Annotated in this window: 13 protein-coding genes; all 13 read left to right on the top strand. The window is 54.3% G+C overall.

Going from position 1 to position 18,320, the window contains the following annotated elements:
• The first annotated feature begins 3 nt into the window (after positions 1-3).
• The 13 genes from GX466_06355 (at position 4) to GX466_06295 (ending at position 18,206) form a co-directional block, all read left to right on the top strand.
• Entirely contained in the window at positions 4-1,206 is a 1,203-nt protein-coding gene (locus GX466_06355; GenBank protein ID NLH93824.1) for a pyridoxal phosphate-dependent aminotransferase, read from the top strand.
• Positions 1,207-1,224: 18 nt separating this feature from the next.
• A complete protein-coding gene (locus GX466_06350; protein ID NLH93823.1) occupies positions 1,225-1,452 on the top strand; it encodes a hypothetical protein in 228 nt (75 codons plus the stop codon).
• Positions 1,452-2,342, top strand: coding sequence for a sugar kinase (locus GX466_06345; protein NLH93822.1), 891 nt, complete (start codon positions 1,452-1,454; stop codon positions 2,340-2,342). Before GX466_06350 ends, GX466_06345 begins: the two co-directional genes overlap by 1 nt.
• Positions 2,343-2,373: 31 nt before the next feature.
• Positions 2,374-3,393 carry a phosphoribosylformylglycinamidine cyclo-ligase gene (locus GX466_06340; protein NLH93821.1) on the top strand — a complete coding sequence of 340 codons (1,020 nt, stop codon included), beginning with the start codon at positions 2,374-2,376 and terminating at the stop codon, positions 3,391-3,393.
• Positions 3,394-3,867: 474 nt separating this feature from the next.
• Entirely contained in the window at positions 3,868-6,933 is a 3,066-nt protein-coding gene (locus GX466_06335) for a TonB-dependent receptor (protein NLH93820.1), read from the top strand.
• Positions 6,934-7,004: 71 nt separating this feature from the next.
• Entirely contained in the window at positions 7,005-7,781 is a 777-nt protein-coding gene (locus GX466_06330) for a MotA/TolQ/ExbB proton channel family protein (GenBank protein NLH93819.1), read from the top strand.
• A 12-nt stretch (positions 7,782-7,793) separates the two neighbouring features.
• Positions 7,794-8,267, top strand: coding sequence for a biopolymer transporter ExbD (locus GX466_06325; GenBank protein NLH93818.1), 474 nt, complete (start codon positions 7,794-7,796; stop codon positions 8,265-8,267).
• 10 nt (positions 8,268-8,277) lie between these two features.
• Positions 8,278-8,703 carry a biopolymer transporter ExbD gene (locus GX466_06320; GenBank protein ID NLH93817.1) on the top strand — a complete coding sequence of 142 codons (426 nt, stop codon included), beginning with the start codon at positions 8,278-8,280 and terminating at the stop codon, positions 8,701-8,703.
• 10 nt (positions 8,704-8,713) lie between these two features.
• Positions 8,714-9,364 (top strand): TonB family protein, encoded by a 651-nt coding sequence (locus tag GX466_06315; GenBank protein NLH93816.1) that lies wholly within the window; start codon positions 8,714-8,716, stop codon positions 9,362-9,364.
• 19 nt (positions 9,365-9,383) lie between these two features.
• A complete protein-coding gene (locus GX466_06310) occupies positions 9,384-12,470 on the top strand; it encodes a hypothetical protein (GenBank protein NLH93815.1) in 3,087 nt (1,028 codons plus the stop codon).
• Positions 12,471-12,519: 49 nt separating this feature from the next.
• Complete coding sequence (locus tag GX466_06305) at positions 12,520-13,512, top strand: PorV/PorQ family protein (GenBank protein NLH93814.1); 993 nt, start codon at positions 12,520-12,522, stop codon at positions 13,510-13,512.
• A 31-nt stretch (positions 13,513-13,543) separates the two neighbouring features.
• A complete protein-coding gene (locus GX466_06300) occupies positions 13,544-15,757 on the top strand; it encodes a T9SS type A sorting domain-containing protein (GenBank protein ID NLH93813.1) in 2,214 nt (737 codons plus the stop codon).
• A 256-nt stretch (positions 15,758-16,013) separates the two neighbouring features.
• The gene (locus GX466_06295; GenBank protein ID NLH93812.1) at positions 16,014-18,206 is read left to right on the top strand and encodes a T9SS type A sorting domain-containing protein; all 2,193 of its coding nucleotides are present in this window, start codon (positions 16,014-16,016) and stop codon (positions 18,204-18,206) included.
• The last annotated feature ends 114 nt before the right edge of the window (positions 18,207-18,320 follow it).

Genomic DNA, 18,320 nt, shown 5'->3' with positions numbered 1-18,320 from the left:
GACATGGCTATAAAAATATCAAACCGAATCAAACTGGTAAAACCCTCCCCCACTCTCACCCTTTCAGCCAGGGCCAAGGAGATGATGGCCTCCGGCATCGACGTGGTGAATTTCGGCGTGGGTGAGCCCGATTTCAATACCCCCGAATACATCAAAAAGTCGGCTCATGCCGCCCTTGAGGCAAACTTCACCCGCTACACCGCCAACCCCGGCATCATCGAACTCCGCCAGGCCATTTGTGACAAGCTCGAGCGGGACAACGGACTGGCTTACGAACCCAAAGAAGTGCTGGTCTCACCTGGCGCCAAAGCTTCCATCGTAAACATCCTGATCGCGGTCTGCGATGCCCAGGACCAGGTGCTGATGCCCGCACCCTACTGGGTCAGCTATCCCTACCAGGCAATGCTAGCCAACGCCGAACCGGTGATCGTGCCCACTTTTGAGGAAGATTCCTACAAACTCACCGCGGATTCACTGAACCAGGCCATCGCAGCCAACCCCTGCGCCAAAGTGCTGCTGCTGAACAGCCCCAACAATCCCACTGGAGCCGTTTACACCAGGCAGGAACTGGAAGCCATCGCCGCCATCTGCGTGAAAAACGACATCCTGGTGGTTTCGGACGAAATCTACGAACGCTTGGTTTACGACGGGATCAAGCACATTTCCATCGCCTCCCTGAACGAGGAAATCAAAGCCCGGACCGTGGTGATCAACGGCGTTTCAAAAGCTTATGCCATGACCGGCTGGAGGCTTGGCTACGCCGCTGGCCCGGCCCATATCATAGCGGCCGCTGGCAGGGTTCAGGCTCACGCCACCTCCTGCGTGAACTCCATCACCCAGAAAGCCTGCGTGACCGCCCTCGCCGAGGAAGACGACTCCATTGAAAATATGCGCGCGGAGTTTGAAAAGCGCCGCGATTTCCTCTATGCCGAACTGAGCAAGCTGCCCCACGTGTCCTGTTTCAAGCCCCAGGGAGCTTTCTACATCATGCCGAACATCTCCTGGTATCTGAGCAACAACAGCCAGAGCATCAAGGATGGAGACCAGTTTTGCCAGGCCCTGCTGGAAAAGCACCACGTGGCGCTCGTTTCCGGCGATTCCTTCGGCATCCCCTCCAACGTAAGATTTTCCTATGCCAACAGCATGGAAAACCTCCAAAAAGGCGTGGAACGCTTCGCCAAATTCCTGGGCGAACTGGCGCGCTGACCAGAAAAGAGGACCATTATGACCGATCTGGATGAAAAATACCGCGAACGCTGGCAGGACAAACGCAAAAAAACCTACGACTGGAAACGTCTGGCAATCATGGTACTGGCGCTCATCGCGATCTTCATCGTGCTGAACAGGCTGAACAAAGTGGGTGAGAAAGAATTGCCCAGCATCGAATACACAGCGCCCGACAGTTCCCAAGCGCCCCAAACTCAGCCCCAGCCGGACGGAGAAGCCCTTTAATGAGCCTGGTGATCGTCGGCTCGGTCGCACTGGACACGATCGAGACTCCGCACGGCAAAGTTGAAGATGCCTTGGGCGGTTCTGCCGTCTATGCTTCCCTAGCCGCCTCATATTTTGGCCCCACCTACATTGTGGGTGTCGTGGGCGAAGATTACCCCGCACGCGGGGTAGAACTGCTTGAGGCCCACAAGGTCAACCTGGACGGTCTCGAAACCAAGCCCGGAAAAACCTTCCGCTGGAGCGGCGCTTACCGCCAGTGGAGCCAGGCGGATACCCTTAGCACCGATCTGAACGTCTTCGCGGATTTTTCGCCTCAGCTTCCCCCCTCCTGCAGAAGCTGCCGCAGCCTGCTTCTGGCCAATATCCACCCCCAACTGCAGTTGCAGGTGCTGAACCAGATCGAAAGCTACAAGTGGGCAGCCTGCGACACCATGAACTACTGGATATCACTGTGTCCGGAACTTCTTTCCGAGGTGATCCGCAAGGTGGACATCGTCTTCATCAATGAAGACGAAATCCGCCAGTACACAGGCCTGGACAGCATCTTTGCCGCCGGGCGCTACCTTCTGGAAATGGGTGTGAAAGCCGTGGTGATCAAACGCGGCGAATACGGCAGCGTAACCATTTTGCCAGACGATTTGTTTTTCGCCCCGGCCTATCCGGTGGAGCGGATCCAGGACCCCACCGGCGCCGGAGACAGCTTTGCCGGGGGCTTCATGAGCTATCTAGCCACCCAGGATGAATTGAACAAATACGTGATTCGTAAAGCCGTCCGTTTCGGAACGGTGCTCGCGGCCAAGAACGTGTCCGCCTTCAGCGTGGATGGCTTGGTCAATCTGGAGTTTTCGGAATTGCAGCAAAAAGTCCACCAGTTGCGCAACTGGGCTTGATCGAGGCAAAACCAGCATGAACAAAGACACTATGGACTACCGCGGCTCGGGAGTGGACATCAAGGCCGGCGAACAGGCCGTTGATTCCATCCGGGGAATTGTAGCCAGAACCTACAACGCCAATGTGCTCAGTGAGTTGGGCAGTTTCGGCGGCTTGTACCGCTTTCCCAAGGATTCATACCGCGAACCGGTGCTGGTGTCCAGCACAGACGGCGTGGGCACCAAACTCCGCGTGGCGATCAAAGCCCGGCGCTTCGACACCATTGGTCAGGACCTGGTAAACCACTGCGTAAACGACATTCTCGTCCAGGGCGCCCTGCCCTTGTTTTTTCTCGATTACATCGGCCTGGGCAAAATGGAGCCGGACATGGTTGTCCAGATCATCTCTGGCATGGCTAAAGCCTGTTCGGAAAACGGCTGCGCCCTCATCGGCGGTGAGATGGCGGAAATGCCGGGCATCTATCAGGGTAGCGATTTTGACCTCGTGGGCACCATCGTGGGCGTGGTGGACAAAGAGCATCTGCTGCCCGCGGCCAGGATCAAAAAAGGCGACATCCTCATAGGGATTCCCAGCAGTGGGCTGCACACCAACGGCTATTCCCTGGCTCGCAGGATCGTGTTTGACCGCCTCGGCCTGGACGTCGCGGATAGAGTTCCGGAACTGGATGCCACAGTCGCGGAACTGCTGCTCAGCGTTCACCGCAGTTATCTGCCCATGCTAAAACCGCTACTCCACGATGAGCGGCTGCATGGCCTGGCCCACATCACAGGCGGAGGCATTCCCGGAAACCTAAAACGCATCATCCCGGAGGGGCTCTGCGGAGTTGTCAGTTATGCTGAACACGAGATCCCGCCGCTCTTCACCTGGCTGCAAACCTCCGGCGGCCTGAGCCGGGAAACAATGCTGGAAACCTTCAATCTGGGCCTGGGCATGATCGCGGCTGTCGATCCGGCTTTCAGCACGGAATTCATCTCCGCCACCTCGTCGCTGGTGATCGGAGAGATAGATACATCCCGCGACCCGGATGAAAAAGTCCTCATCATTGACTGACCCCGGCCCATCAAACCACTTTTACCCCCTGCCGCGAATGCTGTTAGGCCGGTTTGGCCAACCTGACCGGCCCTTTGCCCTATCCAATTAGCCTCTCACTTACTTCCCGTTGACTTCCCGTTTGACAGGCGGGAACTCAGCGGGAAGTGAATGGGTTGTGAGTGGGAAGGGGCAAAGGGCCTAACCCCGGGAAAGGCAGAAGCAGACAGCCATCCAGCCCTTAATAGGGCGGATTCCTCAGAAATATCCATAGAAACGGAAAGACGAAGAGAGGGGAATTTTATCCGGATTCTAGAGCGCCAAGATTAAGGGTGAAAAACAGTCCCGCAAAACATTTCGCGAAAAAATGCTTGACGATTTTGGCTGAGCCAGATAATCGCATCCTACGTAGAAATACTGTGTTGAGAATGAATGTATTTCTTTACAGAGCGTGAATTAAGAGTAAAAAAGCCATACAAGAAGGGAGGTTTTTCGATGCGAAAAACTGCATTGATCCTGCTTATACTGTTAATCGGTTGCGCCACTTTTTTGGAAGCAGCCACGACCGGACGCCTCGCTGTTCGCGTGCGAGACAACGCAGGCAAACCACTTGAATACGTTAACATCATTGTCATGAGAGGTAACCAGCGGATTACCGGTGGACAGACCGACGCCAAGGGAAGCAGAATTCTCATCAACATCCCGCCCGGGATGTACACAGTGAAGTTTTCTCTGATTGGCTACGACTCCGTCACCTACACTGATGTCCGCATCCAGGTTGACCAGACTGCCAGCCTCTCGCCCGTGATGAAAAAAGCCGGCGTTAAAATCGCCTCCGTCACGGTAACCGCAGAACAGGACGTGGTTGGTAAAGACCGCACGGCGTCTGAGCGCCAGATCGAAATGGACCGCATGAGCGATGTCTCTGTGAGTGACGTGGCCGGGATCATGGCTCTGCAGGCCGGTGTTTCCAACATCGGCGGAGAGCTTCACGTCCGTGGCAGTCGCGCCAACGAAATCAACTTCACGGTTGACGGCCAATCGGTTACCGATCCCGTGGACGGCGGCAGCGCTCTCCAGGTGGATACGGATGCCATCCTCGACATGAAAGTGATGACCGGCGGTTTCCCTGCTGAATACGGAAACGCCCAGGCCGCCGTGGTCAACATCGTCACCAAGGACGGCGATCCTTTCTTTTCCGGAAAGATCGAATACAACACCGATCACATCATCGGCTCAGGCAGGAACTCTGACGTGGTCAAATTTGCCATTGGCGGTCCCATCTGGGCACTGGGCTCAGAAAAACTGCGCGAACGCCTCACCTTCTTCTTCAATGGCGGCGGCGAATGGATGGACGGCCGGATGAAACAATACTACGTCGCGGACCCGATGTCGGAGTATGTCTTTTTCGATTCGCTCACCGGCAAGTACCGGCAGTTGCTGGAATATGAGTATCCGGTCAACGACCCCTATGCCGACAGGACCAGATTCCTGGGCATCGATTTCGGCAACCGCAACTATAATGCCTACAACGTGAACCTGAAAACCAAGTTCGTGATCAGCGACATCCAGCGCATCACTCTGGGCATCCGCGGCGACCGCTCCCTCGATTACCCCTTCTCCTGGCAAAACCGTTACGCGCTGGACACCTATGCCGTGAGCGAAACCGAACAGAGGCAGTATGTCGCCAACTACGAATACGCTTTCAACCCGGCCATGAACATCAAGGTGAAAGGCAGCTATTACCAAAAGGATAGCAAAACTGGACCCCGCGGGATCGACCGCAGCAACTACCTCTATATGTATGATGGCCTGGATCCTGAAAATCCCGGCGAGGACTACGTGGACAACGTGCTGCTGGGCAACCAGGGCTGGGACAGCGTGGACCACAACTCAGACGGTGTGTACAGCCCTGACTACAACGGTGACGGGATCAGCGATGCCGATTACTTCGATTATTCTTTCTGGACCTACCGCATCGCCAGCGTGGAAGACCCGCGCATGGTGACGGGCTTCACGCCCCCCGGCTACATCTATCAGTTTTTCCAGGACGACATCACCACTTCAGCGAGCGCCCGGGCCGACTTTGAATGGCAGGTTAACGAAACCCATCTGGCCAAGACCGGCCTGGAGCTGATCAAGCACTCGATCAAGAAAGACCAGCTGCAGAATTTCCTGAATATCTATGAAGACAGGTTCCAAGCCAGCCTGAAACGCAAATGGAACGGCATGGCGGATTTTGTTCCCGAATATGATGCAGACGGCAACATAACCAACGTGCCTAATGAACTTTACTCAATGTACGAAACCGACGACGGAGTGTTGATTCCCATCTACAAACCCGCTGATTATTTCAAAGCCGCCCAGGAAGCTTCAGGCAAACGCGACGGCTATCAAGCCGATCCCTGGCAGGCGGCTTACTACCTCCAGGACAAGATGGTATGGGAAGGCATGATCGTGAATGCCGGCCTGCGTCTTGACCTCTGGTATCTGGGAACCAAATACAAGGTGCTGCAAGACGACGCCAGCTACCGGGAAGTGGATTTCGACCCCAGCGAGCGCTGGCAGCTTATGCTTTCCCCGCGCCTGGGCGTTTCACACCCCATCACCGACCGCGACGTGCTGCGCTTCGCCTACAACTATCAGAACCAGTTGCCTCAGATGCAGTTCATCTTCACTTCCAAAACCCCCGCCGACGCCAATGTTTCCGACCAGACCATCACTGTCGGCAACACCAAGCTGGAGCCGCAGATCACCAAGACCTACGAAGTAGGCCTTTCCCACCAGCTTTCCGACGACTACGTGCTTGACATGACCGCCTATTACAAGAACCTTTACAACTATGTAAGCACAATGAAGGTCGCCAAACCCGGCGAAGAGCAGATCTTCTGGTACCAGTTCATTTCCGAGGACTACGGTTCCGCCCGCGGAATCGACGTCCAATTGGAAAAAATGATGTCCAACTTCAACAACTGGTCCGTGGCCTACTCTCTGGCCTGGGCGCAGGGAAACAACTCCTCCACCGTGATTCAGGACGAAGCCACCAACCTGCGCGAATTTCCGCTGGACTGGGATGTGCGCCACAACCTGAGCCTGAACTACACCTTCAGGATAGGCCGCGGCGAAGAATTCTTCGTTCCTTTCACAGACTTCATCCTGCCCGTGGATGACCTGAGCGCGAACATCAACTGGAGCTTCGCCTCCGGGGCGCCCTATACTCCGCAGAGCGTGGAAGGGAACAGCATGCTGGACACTAACAGCGCCCGCAAGAAATTTACCCATCAGGCCAATCTGCGCATCACCAAAGGCATCACCCTCTCCCAGAAGATGAACCTTCGCCTCTTCATGGACGTGGAAAACCTCTTCGGAACCAGAAACGTGTACACCGTGTACCCCAAAACCGGCAGCGAACTGCATACCGGAAGCGAACCGGACCTCGCCGACGCCAATACCGGCTACACCTATCCCGAAGTTAGATTTGTTTACGATAAATACATCCAAAACCCCAGTTTTTGGAGCAACTATCGCGGCGTCACCTTTGGTGTGTCGTTCAACTTTTAGAAATCCCCTGGAGGAAAGATAACATGAGAAAAAGCTTCTCGAAAATACTGCCCCTGATAGTGCTGATGAGCATGCTGCTCGTTGGCCTGGCTTATGCCCAAACAGAAACAACCACCACAGCGGCTGCCGAAAGCGACACCGCCATCACCGAACCCATCGCTGAAGAACCTGTAGCCGAAACCGCTCCGATCGAAGAAAAATCATCCGGACTCAAAGGAGTGGCTGAATTCCTGTTCGGCCGTGCCCTGGTGAAAGAATTCATCGATGGCGGATGGGCCATGTGGCCGATCCTGTTCGTTGCCATTTACGGCCTCGCCTACATGATCTGGAAATTCATTGCCCTGATGTACGCGAAGATCAACCTCAACGACTTCCTGAACAAGATCCTGGCCCTGGTCAAAGAGAAGAAGATCAAGGAAGCCATTGAATTTGCAAAAAACACCCGCGGCCCCGTGTCGGCAGTTGTCTATGCCGGCCTGCTGAAAGCCGAACGCGGCGCAGATGCGGTGGAAAAGAACATGGAAAACGCCGCCATGATCGAAATGTCTTACCTCGAGAAAGGCTTCGTGGAAATGACCTCAGCCATCACCCTGGCCCCCATGCTGGGGTTCTTGGGTACGGTTGACGGTATGATCATCGCCTTCGACGCCATCGCCAAAGCCCGTTCTGTGGACGCCACCATTGTGGCCGACGGTATCAAGGTCGCTTTGATCACCACCAAATGGGGCTTGATCGTCGCCATTCCCGTGCAATTGCTTTATAACATCTTCACCACCATGGTGGATGGCATAGTTATCGACATGCAAAGAGCCTCAGAGAAGGTTACAGAAGCCCTCATCGAGTCTTGATAGGGGGAAATAATGAAAATCACCCGCAAGAAAAGGGGTAGCGTCAGTATACCGACCACGTCAACTGGCGACATCGCTTTCCTGCTGATTGTCTTCTTTATGTCAACCACCAAGTTCGACGTCAAGGAAGGCGTGAAGGTTCAGTTGAACAAAGCCGTAACCCAGGAACAGCTTCAGACCACCCAGCTCAAGCTCACAGAAAAGGAAATGACCCGCCTCGAGATCATGGAAACAGGATTGTTGAAGGTCAATAATGATGAGCCGCGCTCCTACAGCGATGCCGAACTGGACAAGCTTATCCTGGAAAAGATACAATTGCGCGACTCCATCAACAGGCAGGAAACAGACCCCAAGCTTAAATCAACTAAGATGCTCTTCCTGGTGAAGACGAATCCCGAAGCCAAATACAGCGAGATGGTGAGACTGGTTGACCACTTGGTCACATACCGTGACCGGGCCATGATCTCCATCTCCACAGCAATATAGGAGCAAAGCAATGGCCAAGATTATGTTGAAAGAAAAGCCGGAAGTGAGCATTCCCACCACTTCGACCGGCGACATCGCCTTTTTGCTGTTGCTCTTCTTCATGGTTTCCACGGTTTTCGTGCAGGAACGGGTTTTCTGGGTGAATAGGGACAGATTTCCCTTTGCCTCGGAAAACATAGAACGTGTATCCCGCAACGAATCCGCGACCATATATATCACGCGTAAGGAGGATATCCTGATCGACGACTTTCCTCGCTCGGTGGAAGATGATTCCATTGTTACCACGATGAAAGCCAAAGCCCGGGAGATCCCTACCCTGCAGGTATGTTTCAGAACGGACAGAGACACCCGCTATCAGGCTGTGCGTGATGTAATGATGCGCCTTCAGGACGCTGACACCCGCAACGTTGTCTTTGAAGTGCAAAGAAAGCTATAAGAGGTGAAATATGGCTGCCAAGATAATTGACTGGAAAGACCACGCCAACGCCCAGTTCAGCAAAGCGCTGGCCTTGGCCATAACCCTTATACTGTTCGGCTTCCTGGTTATGCCAAGGATGGAATCGCAACAAAGCAAAGAAGAATCCGCGCTGGCTGAAATGGCCGAAGCGCCGCCGGACCAGCGCGAAAAAGAAGAGGACGTGCAGGAACAGGAGATAGAGATCAGCATCCCCGTGTTCAGTGAAGAACTGGCCACTGAAGACACTCCGGAACTGGCTGAACAAAGAGCCCAGGCCTTGCAGATCTTTGGAGACTACCAGGCCACCACCAGCACTACCCTGCAAGTCGATGAAGACGAAATGCCTCCCGGCTTCGAGCCTTATGAAGATGCCCCCGTTCCCATCAGTAGCATCAATCCTGCCTATCCCGCCTTTGCCAAAAAGGCCGGTGTGCAGGGAACAGTGGTGTTGGAAGTGGAGGTTTACAAAGACGGCCGGGTGGGCAATGTGGAAGTTCGGAAATCGGTTCAGTCCGGAGCCGGTGGATTGGATGAAGCGGCGATTGCCGCCGTCAAAGCCGCCCGCTTCCAGCCTGGCAAGATGAACGGAAACCCAGTGAACACCCTGGTTATTCTGGACGTTGAGTTCAAATTAAATTAAGATATATTGGGAGTATTGCATGAAGTTTAACAAATTATTGTTCTGCTTGATACTCGCGTTGCTGTTCTCCGGAACTGCTTTCGCGGCAATGGCGGAATCTTCATCAGGGTCCAAGAAACTTGACCTTTCCCTATACCATAATGTGGGTAACATTTGGCTGCGGGTGAGTAACTACGGTTTCTTCGGCTCCGGAGACGACGTGGTGCCTCAATACCCGTCGCTGGAGTATCCTGGTGGCAGCGGTATCGATTACCTCTACCAGGGCGCGCTCTGGTTCGGGGCCAAGAAATACCGCCGCGACGACGCCGGCCGCAAGCTCTACTGGAAAGCGCTCAATCCCAGCGCCGACAGCACCGCCACAGTCGCGGAAGGCACCCCTGACTGGCAGCCCTGGATGAAACCGGTGGTGGACACTCTGGTCACGGTTGGCTTTGACGGTGACTTGGACCTCTACGAATTCCTGCCCGCCTACAATCCTCTGGTGGCCGGAAATGCGGATGCCGTGGACATGTACAACGCCTACAATGCCCTGGATGGAATCGCGACCGCCAGTACCCGCTATCAGAAGCGGGGTGTGGATGACGATGGAGACGGCATCATCGACGAGGACTTTGTTGGCTACACTTTCCCGTTGAGAGCCGCGCACGAATTGCCCGTCCAGTTCCAGTCCTTCGGCGGACAGTACATCGCCGACACCAACAACTATAACATCATCAATGAAGGAACCAATTCCGAAATCTGGTTTCCTTTGGGCTTCATGGAGTTGTCCGACACCTCTCATCCCACCTATGACTTTTCCAATCCTTATGACGACGACGGAGACGGCCAGGTGGATGAAGACGGGGCTCCTGTTTCCGAGCAGGACTTCATCTCCTACTATTACGATTATTGCCCCCTTGGCACAGTTGGAGACAGGGACCTGGGTCGGTCCAGAAGCCGCAACCGCCATTATCCGCTGAACGTGCGCGTTCGCCAGATGTCCTACCAGTGGAGTTATGACTACATCAAGAACATGGTGTATGTGGAATTCAACATTACCAATATGAATATCGCCACCCAGGACACCCTGTTTGACTGCGCCATGGGTATTTACATGGATTGCGACGTTGGTCCCCAGAGCATGGGCCCCGAGAAAGCCGCGGACGATAAATCCGGATATGTGAAAGGTACGGGCTACGAATTTGCCTACACCTATGATGCCGATGGCGACGGCGGCCTGACAACCGGTCGCGTTGGCGCCCGTGTTTGCACCCCGGACCCCGAACAGCTTCAATTCCATTGCTGGTACTGGAAAGTGGGGGACGGCCCGGACGACTTCAACCCCTACAGTTGGAACTTCTCACCGCGGCGCACGGCCAATGAAAAATACTGGCTGCTGACGGGTAGAAATCCCGATGAATCAAAATATACAGCCCTCCGCCCCGAGCAGATCGACGTGATGGAATGGGAACAGCCCACTCCCAATGACACCCGGTTTCTGTTCGCTTTCTACGGTGACCAGGAAGGCATGACCGACCCATCCGAAAGCTCCTGGAACCTGCCTCCCGGCAAGACCATGAAGATCGTGATCGCTGTATTCCCCGGTGAAAATCAGGAAGACCTCAAAGCCTCAGCGCAGTGGGCCAAAGAAATTTACGACAGAGCGCAAACCCTCACCACCGTGGTATTGCCAGACACGTTCCCTCATTACAATCCTCCCGAACCCCCGGAGATTCCCAAGCTCTTTGCGGAAATGGCCGACAACGGCAACCGCATAGACCTCTACTGGGACAACCGCAGTGAATTCTCCTATGACACCAAGACCGTTTCCAGTGGAAAGATCGGTTGGCAGAACCCCACCAGCCCCAATCTGATCCCCGGCTTGGATTCTGACCCATACGCTGTTGACTGGAGTGACTATCCCGAAGAATTCCAGCCCCCGGCTTTATCCGATTCCCTCGCGTTCAACATGAACGCCACTGTCAATCCGTTCACAGGCCATAGGCTACGCCACGATTTCCAGGGATATGCCACCTGGGGCCGAAGCGGCAGCGGATCACGGGAAGACTGGATCTTGATGGAGCGCTGGGATAAGATCGAAACTCCGCAGGATTTGCTGGATTACCAAGTGAACTTCTCGCATCCAGCCGATTCACTGCATTGGAATTACGGTGGTTATCTGGGAATAGACAAAGGCCTTCCCAACCGGAACGCCTGGACTAAGACCGAAGATTACAGCCTTTATACCGCTTTCGATCAAAACTACCTATACACCAGCAATCCCGACGATCTCTTCTGGGGTTGGCCCATCTACGATCCCCACAAGGAGTGGAGCGTGGAAACCAAAGCCCAGGCTGAGGCCATCGCGGAGGAATATGACGGATGTCCGGATTTCGTGATCAAAGCCATGCAGGCACGCATTTTCAAACATCCCGAAATGCGGCCTGAAATCTTTGACGAACTCTACGACTCCAAGATGATACCGCTTCCAGGGCATGGTGGACAGGTCAATATCAACGTAAATAATCCGGATGATCCGGAATACACTGATCGCATGGCAAAATTGAAAACCCAGCGGCTGGCCCGCAGGTATTACCACTCCGCCATTATGTATCCCCGCAAAGGTGTTGAATACTACATTGCCGTAACAGCCTTCGACCGCGGCATTCCTGAAAACGACCTTAACTACCTTGAAACCGGACGCGACGCCGATGCCAACATGAAGATCTTCTTCCCCGGCACCCTTGCCCAGGAATCCATGGATAATATCTATGTGGTGCCAAATCCCTACATCGGCAGAAGCACCTTCGACGGCCGACGCGACAATGATGAAAAAGGCGACAAAAGCCGCCGTCTCTGGTTCATAAACTTGCCTCAGGAGTGCAAGATCCGCATCTACACCCTGGCTGGCGACCTCGTTCAGGAACTGGATCACAACGGCGCATACCAGGCTGACATCATCACGGTTTCCAAAGCCGCGACCAAAGGCATCTCCGCCAGCGGCATGCACGATTGGAACCTGCTCACCAAGCACAATCAGATCATTGCGCCCGGAGTGTATCTGTACTCCGTACAAAATAAAGCCGACAACAAGATCAAGGTCGGCAAGTTCGTCATCATCAAATAGGGGAGGAACAGTGAAAAAACAAACCCTACTGATCATCGTGCTGGCTCTGATGCTGTTGCCCGGCCTGCTTTCCGCCAAGCCCTTCGGCAAAGTGGGAACGGCCGCCCTGCAATTCCTCAAACTGGGTGTGGACGCCCGCGCAATCGGCATGGGCGAAGCCTACACCGCGGTTACAGACGACGTTTCCTCTGTTTACTGGAACCCCGCCGGACTTGCCCCTGCCTTCGAAAACCAGGTGCTGGCCTCTCATACGAACTGGCCTGCCGGCATCATGCATGATTTCGTGGCAGGCACCTATACCAACGGCCCCTCCACCTTCGCTGCCTACGGTTCCGTGCTGCACATGGACAAGATGGACATCACCGACGAGGAGACATTTAGCCCCACCGGTGAGCAATTCACCAACAGCAGCCTGGCTTTCGGGCTCAACTACGCCCAGCAGTTCACCAACAAGTTTTCCGCGGGCATCGGTGTTAAGTACCTGCGAGAAAACCTCTACACCTTCTCGGTGAACAGCTATGCCTTCGATATCGGCTCCATCTACAATACCGGATTCAGAAACATCAAGATCGGCATGGCCCTCCGAAATTTCGGGCCAGACATCCGCTATTTGGTGGACGACGATGAAGACGGCGCCATCGATGAGGATCCTTTTGACCTCTTCGATAATGACGGTGACGGCTTGATTGACGAAGACGGACCGGAACTCGATTCCAAAATCCCCATGAGCTTCTCTCTGGGAATCTGCGGAGACATCATGCGAACCGAAACTTCCCACTGGATCGTTTCGGCTCAGCTCGACAACGTCGTCGACCGCATGGAAACCTGGAACATCGGCACGGAATACAAGATGGGCAATCTCTATCTCCGTGGCGGCTACCAGATCAACTACGATGCCAACGGCTTCAGCGCCGGGGTCGGATATCAGATCCCCACCCGCTTTGCCATCATCAATATCGACTATGCCTACACGGATATGGGCGCACTGGCTGAAACCTTCCTCAAAAGCGCTCACAGACTGTCGATAAAATTCCGCTACTAAACAAATGACTCGATAAATAATGGAGGTAAGAATGAAAAAAACCTTATTGGTCATATTAACGCTTGGCTTCATGCTCTCCTTTGCTTTTGCAAAGGAAATGCAGCCCGCTACCAACCTGAAGGAAATGCCGGTTCTCATGGAGGACAAAGTCCCTGTGGATCCCAGTACCGTGTATCCCGTTGTGCAAACCCGCACTGCTCCGGAGTACACCTTCACCAAGCTGCCCACCGCGATCATCACCAACTACTACGACTACATGATCGGTAGTTACAACGGCCTGCCGCTGCGTAACATCCCTGATACCGCCGGCGGCGGATATTTCATGAGCTATCACGGCCGGCGCCAGCCCACCAGCACCCGCCGCTCTTTTTATACCTATATCGATGCCAACGGCGATGTGGTGAACAACAACGAAATCACCAGTGTGCAGAATCACGAAGGTTACTGCACCACGGCAGTCGATCCCATATCCGGAAAACCATTCTATGCCTGGCACTGCGACAAGGACGCGGATGCCGAATACGAAGTTGAAGTAGCCACCGACGCTTTCATCGCAGGCATCTCAGGCCTTTTTAACGATACCCAGATCGCCATCGACAACCCCACCACCATAACTTCCCCCAGCGGAATTACCACCAACACCAATGAGTTCATCTGGCCCACCGCGCAGATCGGACCCTCACCTGTTGCCGGCAAGAGAAGGGTGTATATGGCTACCAGGAACTCCGTCACTGGAACTTACGGCCCCTCGGAAAACCTGATGATCGCCTATGCCGATTTCGACGGCGACGACATTGAGAACGGCGTGCCCCTTACCTGGAACCATGTCACCATCCCCGAGATGAACCAATGGAACGTGGACGCCCAGTGGCGCCGTCCCTTCCACAGCCTCACCACCGACAACGCCGGCAATGTCTATTATGCCGGTTACCATTTCGCCACTGAATCCGACGGCTCCACCAACATCCGCGAAGCCGATATCGATGTCTTCGTCTGCCCGAACTACGGCCAGGGAGAATGGACCCGCATCAGCGACTACAGCTGGATCCCTTCCTGGAACCCCCCCGGACAGCAGGGTAGCAACAACGGTTATTTTGTGGACGAAAACAGCATCGGTTATCCCGACTCCGTTCTCGTCTGGGCCATCGCCAACTCCTCCCACCTCAATGCCAGCCTGGACAATCTTGGCCGCATCCACGTTTTGGGCACTTGGGCCCAGTCCACCAAAGATGGTGGATACTGGCTGGATTTCCAAGTCGTGAAGGAATTCGTTTTCGACCCTGCCACCCAGGAATTCTCAGTTAAAGATGTGTATCCGCAGAAGAACCCCGCAGACACATTCAACCAGTGCTTTGTGCCTTGGGATATGGAAGCGCCCTGGGGTACCCCGGAATACTTCCAGGCTGACGACGGCAATTACTATCTGACCATCGCTGCCGCCGGCGGCGGGCATCCAGGCCTCAAATGGCCCTTCCCCCACTGGGATACAACCGCCCACGGCGATGCCATGATCTTCCACTACAACAACACCAAGATCACCGATGCCAATGACAATGGCATGATGGCCGCGGTCTGGCAGGATTGCCAGCGTGCCCGTTGGTTTAACTATGAATCCGCCACTGATTTCTCCACCTATGCAAACACTCCCGAGCTCTATATTTCGGTGTCTCCGGACAACGGCATCACCTGGAGCGAGCCTATCATTCTCAACAATGTCGAAACACCCCAGTTCTCCGGGATCAAGCCCATGTGGGTTTATCCTGCTGACAAGGTGCTCTTCGTCGGCATGCAAGGCGAGCACAAGGTTGGAAAACTTGGCTTTATGTTCTATAATGACTTCACTTGGGGCTCCAATGCCATCACTCCTTCCTACCATAACACCCCGGACGGCGGTGAAGTGATGTTCATGGAACTGCAGATTGTCTTCCCGGTCGGCTCTGCCGATGGAGAAAACACCGCCCCTGCCATCACCCGCATGCTGCATCAGAACTACCCCAACCCCTTCAATCCGGAAACAACCATCAGTTTCGACCTGCCGAAGTCCGGCCATGCCAACCTTTCCGTGTACAACGTGAAAGGCCAGCTGGTCAAGACCCTCGCGGACGAAAACCTGAATTTCGGCAAGCATAGCTTCGTCTGGAACGGCACCGACAATGACGGTCGCAACGTCTCCAGCGGCATCTATTTCTACCGCCTCACTGCCAACGGCAGCGTCGAGGCCAATAAAATGATGCTGATGAAGTAATACTTCGCCAGATACACCGATTCAATAGCCCGGGTGCCTGCACCCGGGTTTTTTTGTGCCTATTATTTCTTGTTGCGGATTTTCTGCTTGACAATTATGCGCAGCTTGAATATAATATATATGTCGGTTTTTGGTTTCGTTTTGGCAGGCAGGCAGGCCAATGGCCGATAGTATTTCGTACCGTGTGAAGAGGTTCCGTCCCAGCAGAGGCGAAGCCGACTATTTGAACCCAACAACTAAGGATATGGAGAAAACCATGAAACGCATTTGTTTGTTCATGATGATCCTGGTTCTCCTGCCAGCCTTAGCGTTGGCTGAGACCATGGTCCCCGGACCGCACCTGAAACCGCTGCCCAGCTCCAAGGGCATGAGGATGCCCGCGCAGCGAGATATGCCAAGCTATACCTTTACAAAAGAGCCCACCGCCATCATCACCAATTATTACGACTACATGATAGGCAGCTACAACGGCCTGCCGCTGCGTGTCATCCCTGATGCCGCCGGCGGCGGATATTTCATGAGTTATCATGGACGCCGCCAGGCCAACAGTACCCGTCGGGTTTTCTACGCCTACATCAACCACGATGACCAAGGCGTGTTGAGTGTGATTAACAACAACGAAATCACCAGCGTGCAGAATCACGAAGGTTACTGCACCACGGCTGTCGATCCCGTGTCCGGAAAGCCATTCTACGCCTGGCACTGCAACAAGGACACTGATGCCGAAAACGAAGTTGAAGTAGCTTCCGACGCTTTCATGGCAGGCATCTCGGGCCTTTTCAATATCCAAGTGGCCATCGACAACCCCATCACTATCACTTCACCCAGCGGAGTCACCACCGAAAACAACGAGTTCATCTGGCCCACCGCGCAAATCGGACCCTCGCCGGTTGCCGGCAAGAGAAGGGTGTACCTGGCAACCAGGAACTATGTCACTGGAACTCAAGGCCCCTCGGAAAACCTGATGATCGCCTATACCGATTTCGATGGTATCGATATCGAGACCAACGTGCCCCTTACCTGGAACCATGTCACTATCCCCGAAATGAACCAATGGAACGTGGACGCCCAGTGGCGCCGTCCCTTCCACAGCCTCACCACCGACAACGCCGGCAACGTCTATTATGCCGGTTACCACTTCGCCGTTGATTCTGATGGCGAGACCAACATCCGCGAACCCGATCTGGATGTCTTCATCTGCCCGAACTACGGACAGGGTGAATGGACCCGCATCAGCGACTACAGTTGGATACCTTCCTGCAACCCCCCTTTACAGCAGGGTGGCAACGAAGGTCTTTTCGTGAACGAAGACAGTATCCCCTATCCCGACTCCGTTCTCGTCTGGGCCATTGCCAACTCCTCCCACCTCAATGCCAGTCTGGACAATCTTGGCCGCATCCACGTTTTGGGCATTTGGACCCAGTCCACCAAAGACGGCATATACTGGCCAAGATTCCAGGTCATCAAGGAATTCGTTTTCGACCCCGCAACCCAGGAATTTACAGTTAAAGACGTGTTTCCTCAGAAGCACCCCGATGACACATTCAACCCGTGCTTTGTGCCCTGGGATATGGAAGCGCCCTGGGGCACCCCGGAATACTTCCAGGCTGATGACGGCAATTACTACCTGACTGTAGCTGCCGCCGGCGGCGGGCATCCCGGCCTCAAATGGCCCTTCCCCCACTGGGATCAATCCGCCCACGGCGAACTCATGTTCTTCCACTACAACAACGTCAAGATCACAAATGCCAACGACAAAGGCATGATGGCCGCGGTCTGGCAGGATTCCCAACGTGCCCGTTGGTTTAACGCTGATTCCGACACCGATTACGCCGCCTTTGCCAACACTCCCGAGATCTTCATTGCGGTATCTCCGGACAACGGCATCACCTGGAGCGAGCCCATCATTCTCAACAATGTCGAAACACCCCAGTTCTCCGGGATCAAACCCATGTGGGTCTATCCCGCGGACCAAGTGATCTTCACCCGCATGCAAGACCAGCACAAGGTTGGAAAACTTGGCTTTATGTTCTACAATGACTTCACTTGGGGCTCCAATGCCATCACTCCTGCCTACCATAACACCCCGGACGGCGGTGAAGTGATGTTCATGGAGCTCGAGATCGTTTTCCCAATCGGCTCTGCCGATGGCGAAAACACCGCCCCTGCCATCACCCGCATGCTGCATCAGAACTACCCCAACCCCTTCAATCCGGAAACAACCATCGGTTTCGACATGCCGAAGTCCGGCCATGCCAACCTTTCCGTGTACAACGTTAAGGGCCAGCTGGTCAAAACCATCACGGACGGAAACCTGGAGTTCGGCAAGCATAGCTTCGTCTGGAACGGCACCGACAACGACGGTCGCAACGTCTCCAGCGGCATCTATTTCTACCGCCTCACCGCCAACGGCAACGTGGAGACCAAAAAAATGATGCTGATGAAGTAAAACTTGGCAAGATACACTGATTCAATTGCCCGGGTGCCCGCACCCGGGTTTTTTTCTCCTATCATTTCTGTCCGTGGATTTTCTGCTTGACAATTATTCGCAGCCTAAAAGACA

This window comes from Candidatus Cloacimonadota bacterium, from assembly GCA_012516855.1.
In the GTDB taxonomy this organism is placed as follows: Bacteria; Cloacimonadota; Cloacimonadia; order Cloacimonadales; family Cloacimonadaceae; genus Syntrophosphaera.
Note: the sequence above shows the minus strand (reverse complement) of the source record. Positions and strands in the feature narration are given on the sequence as shown.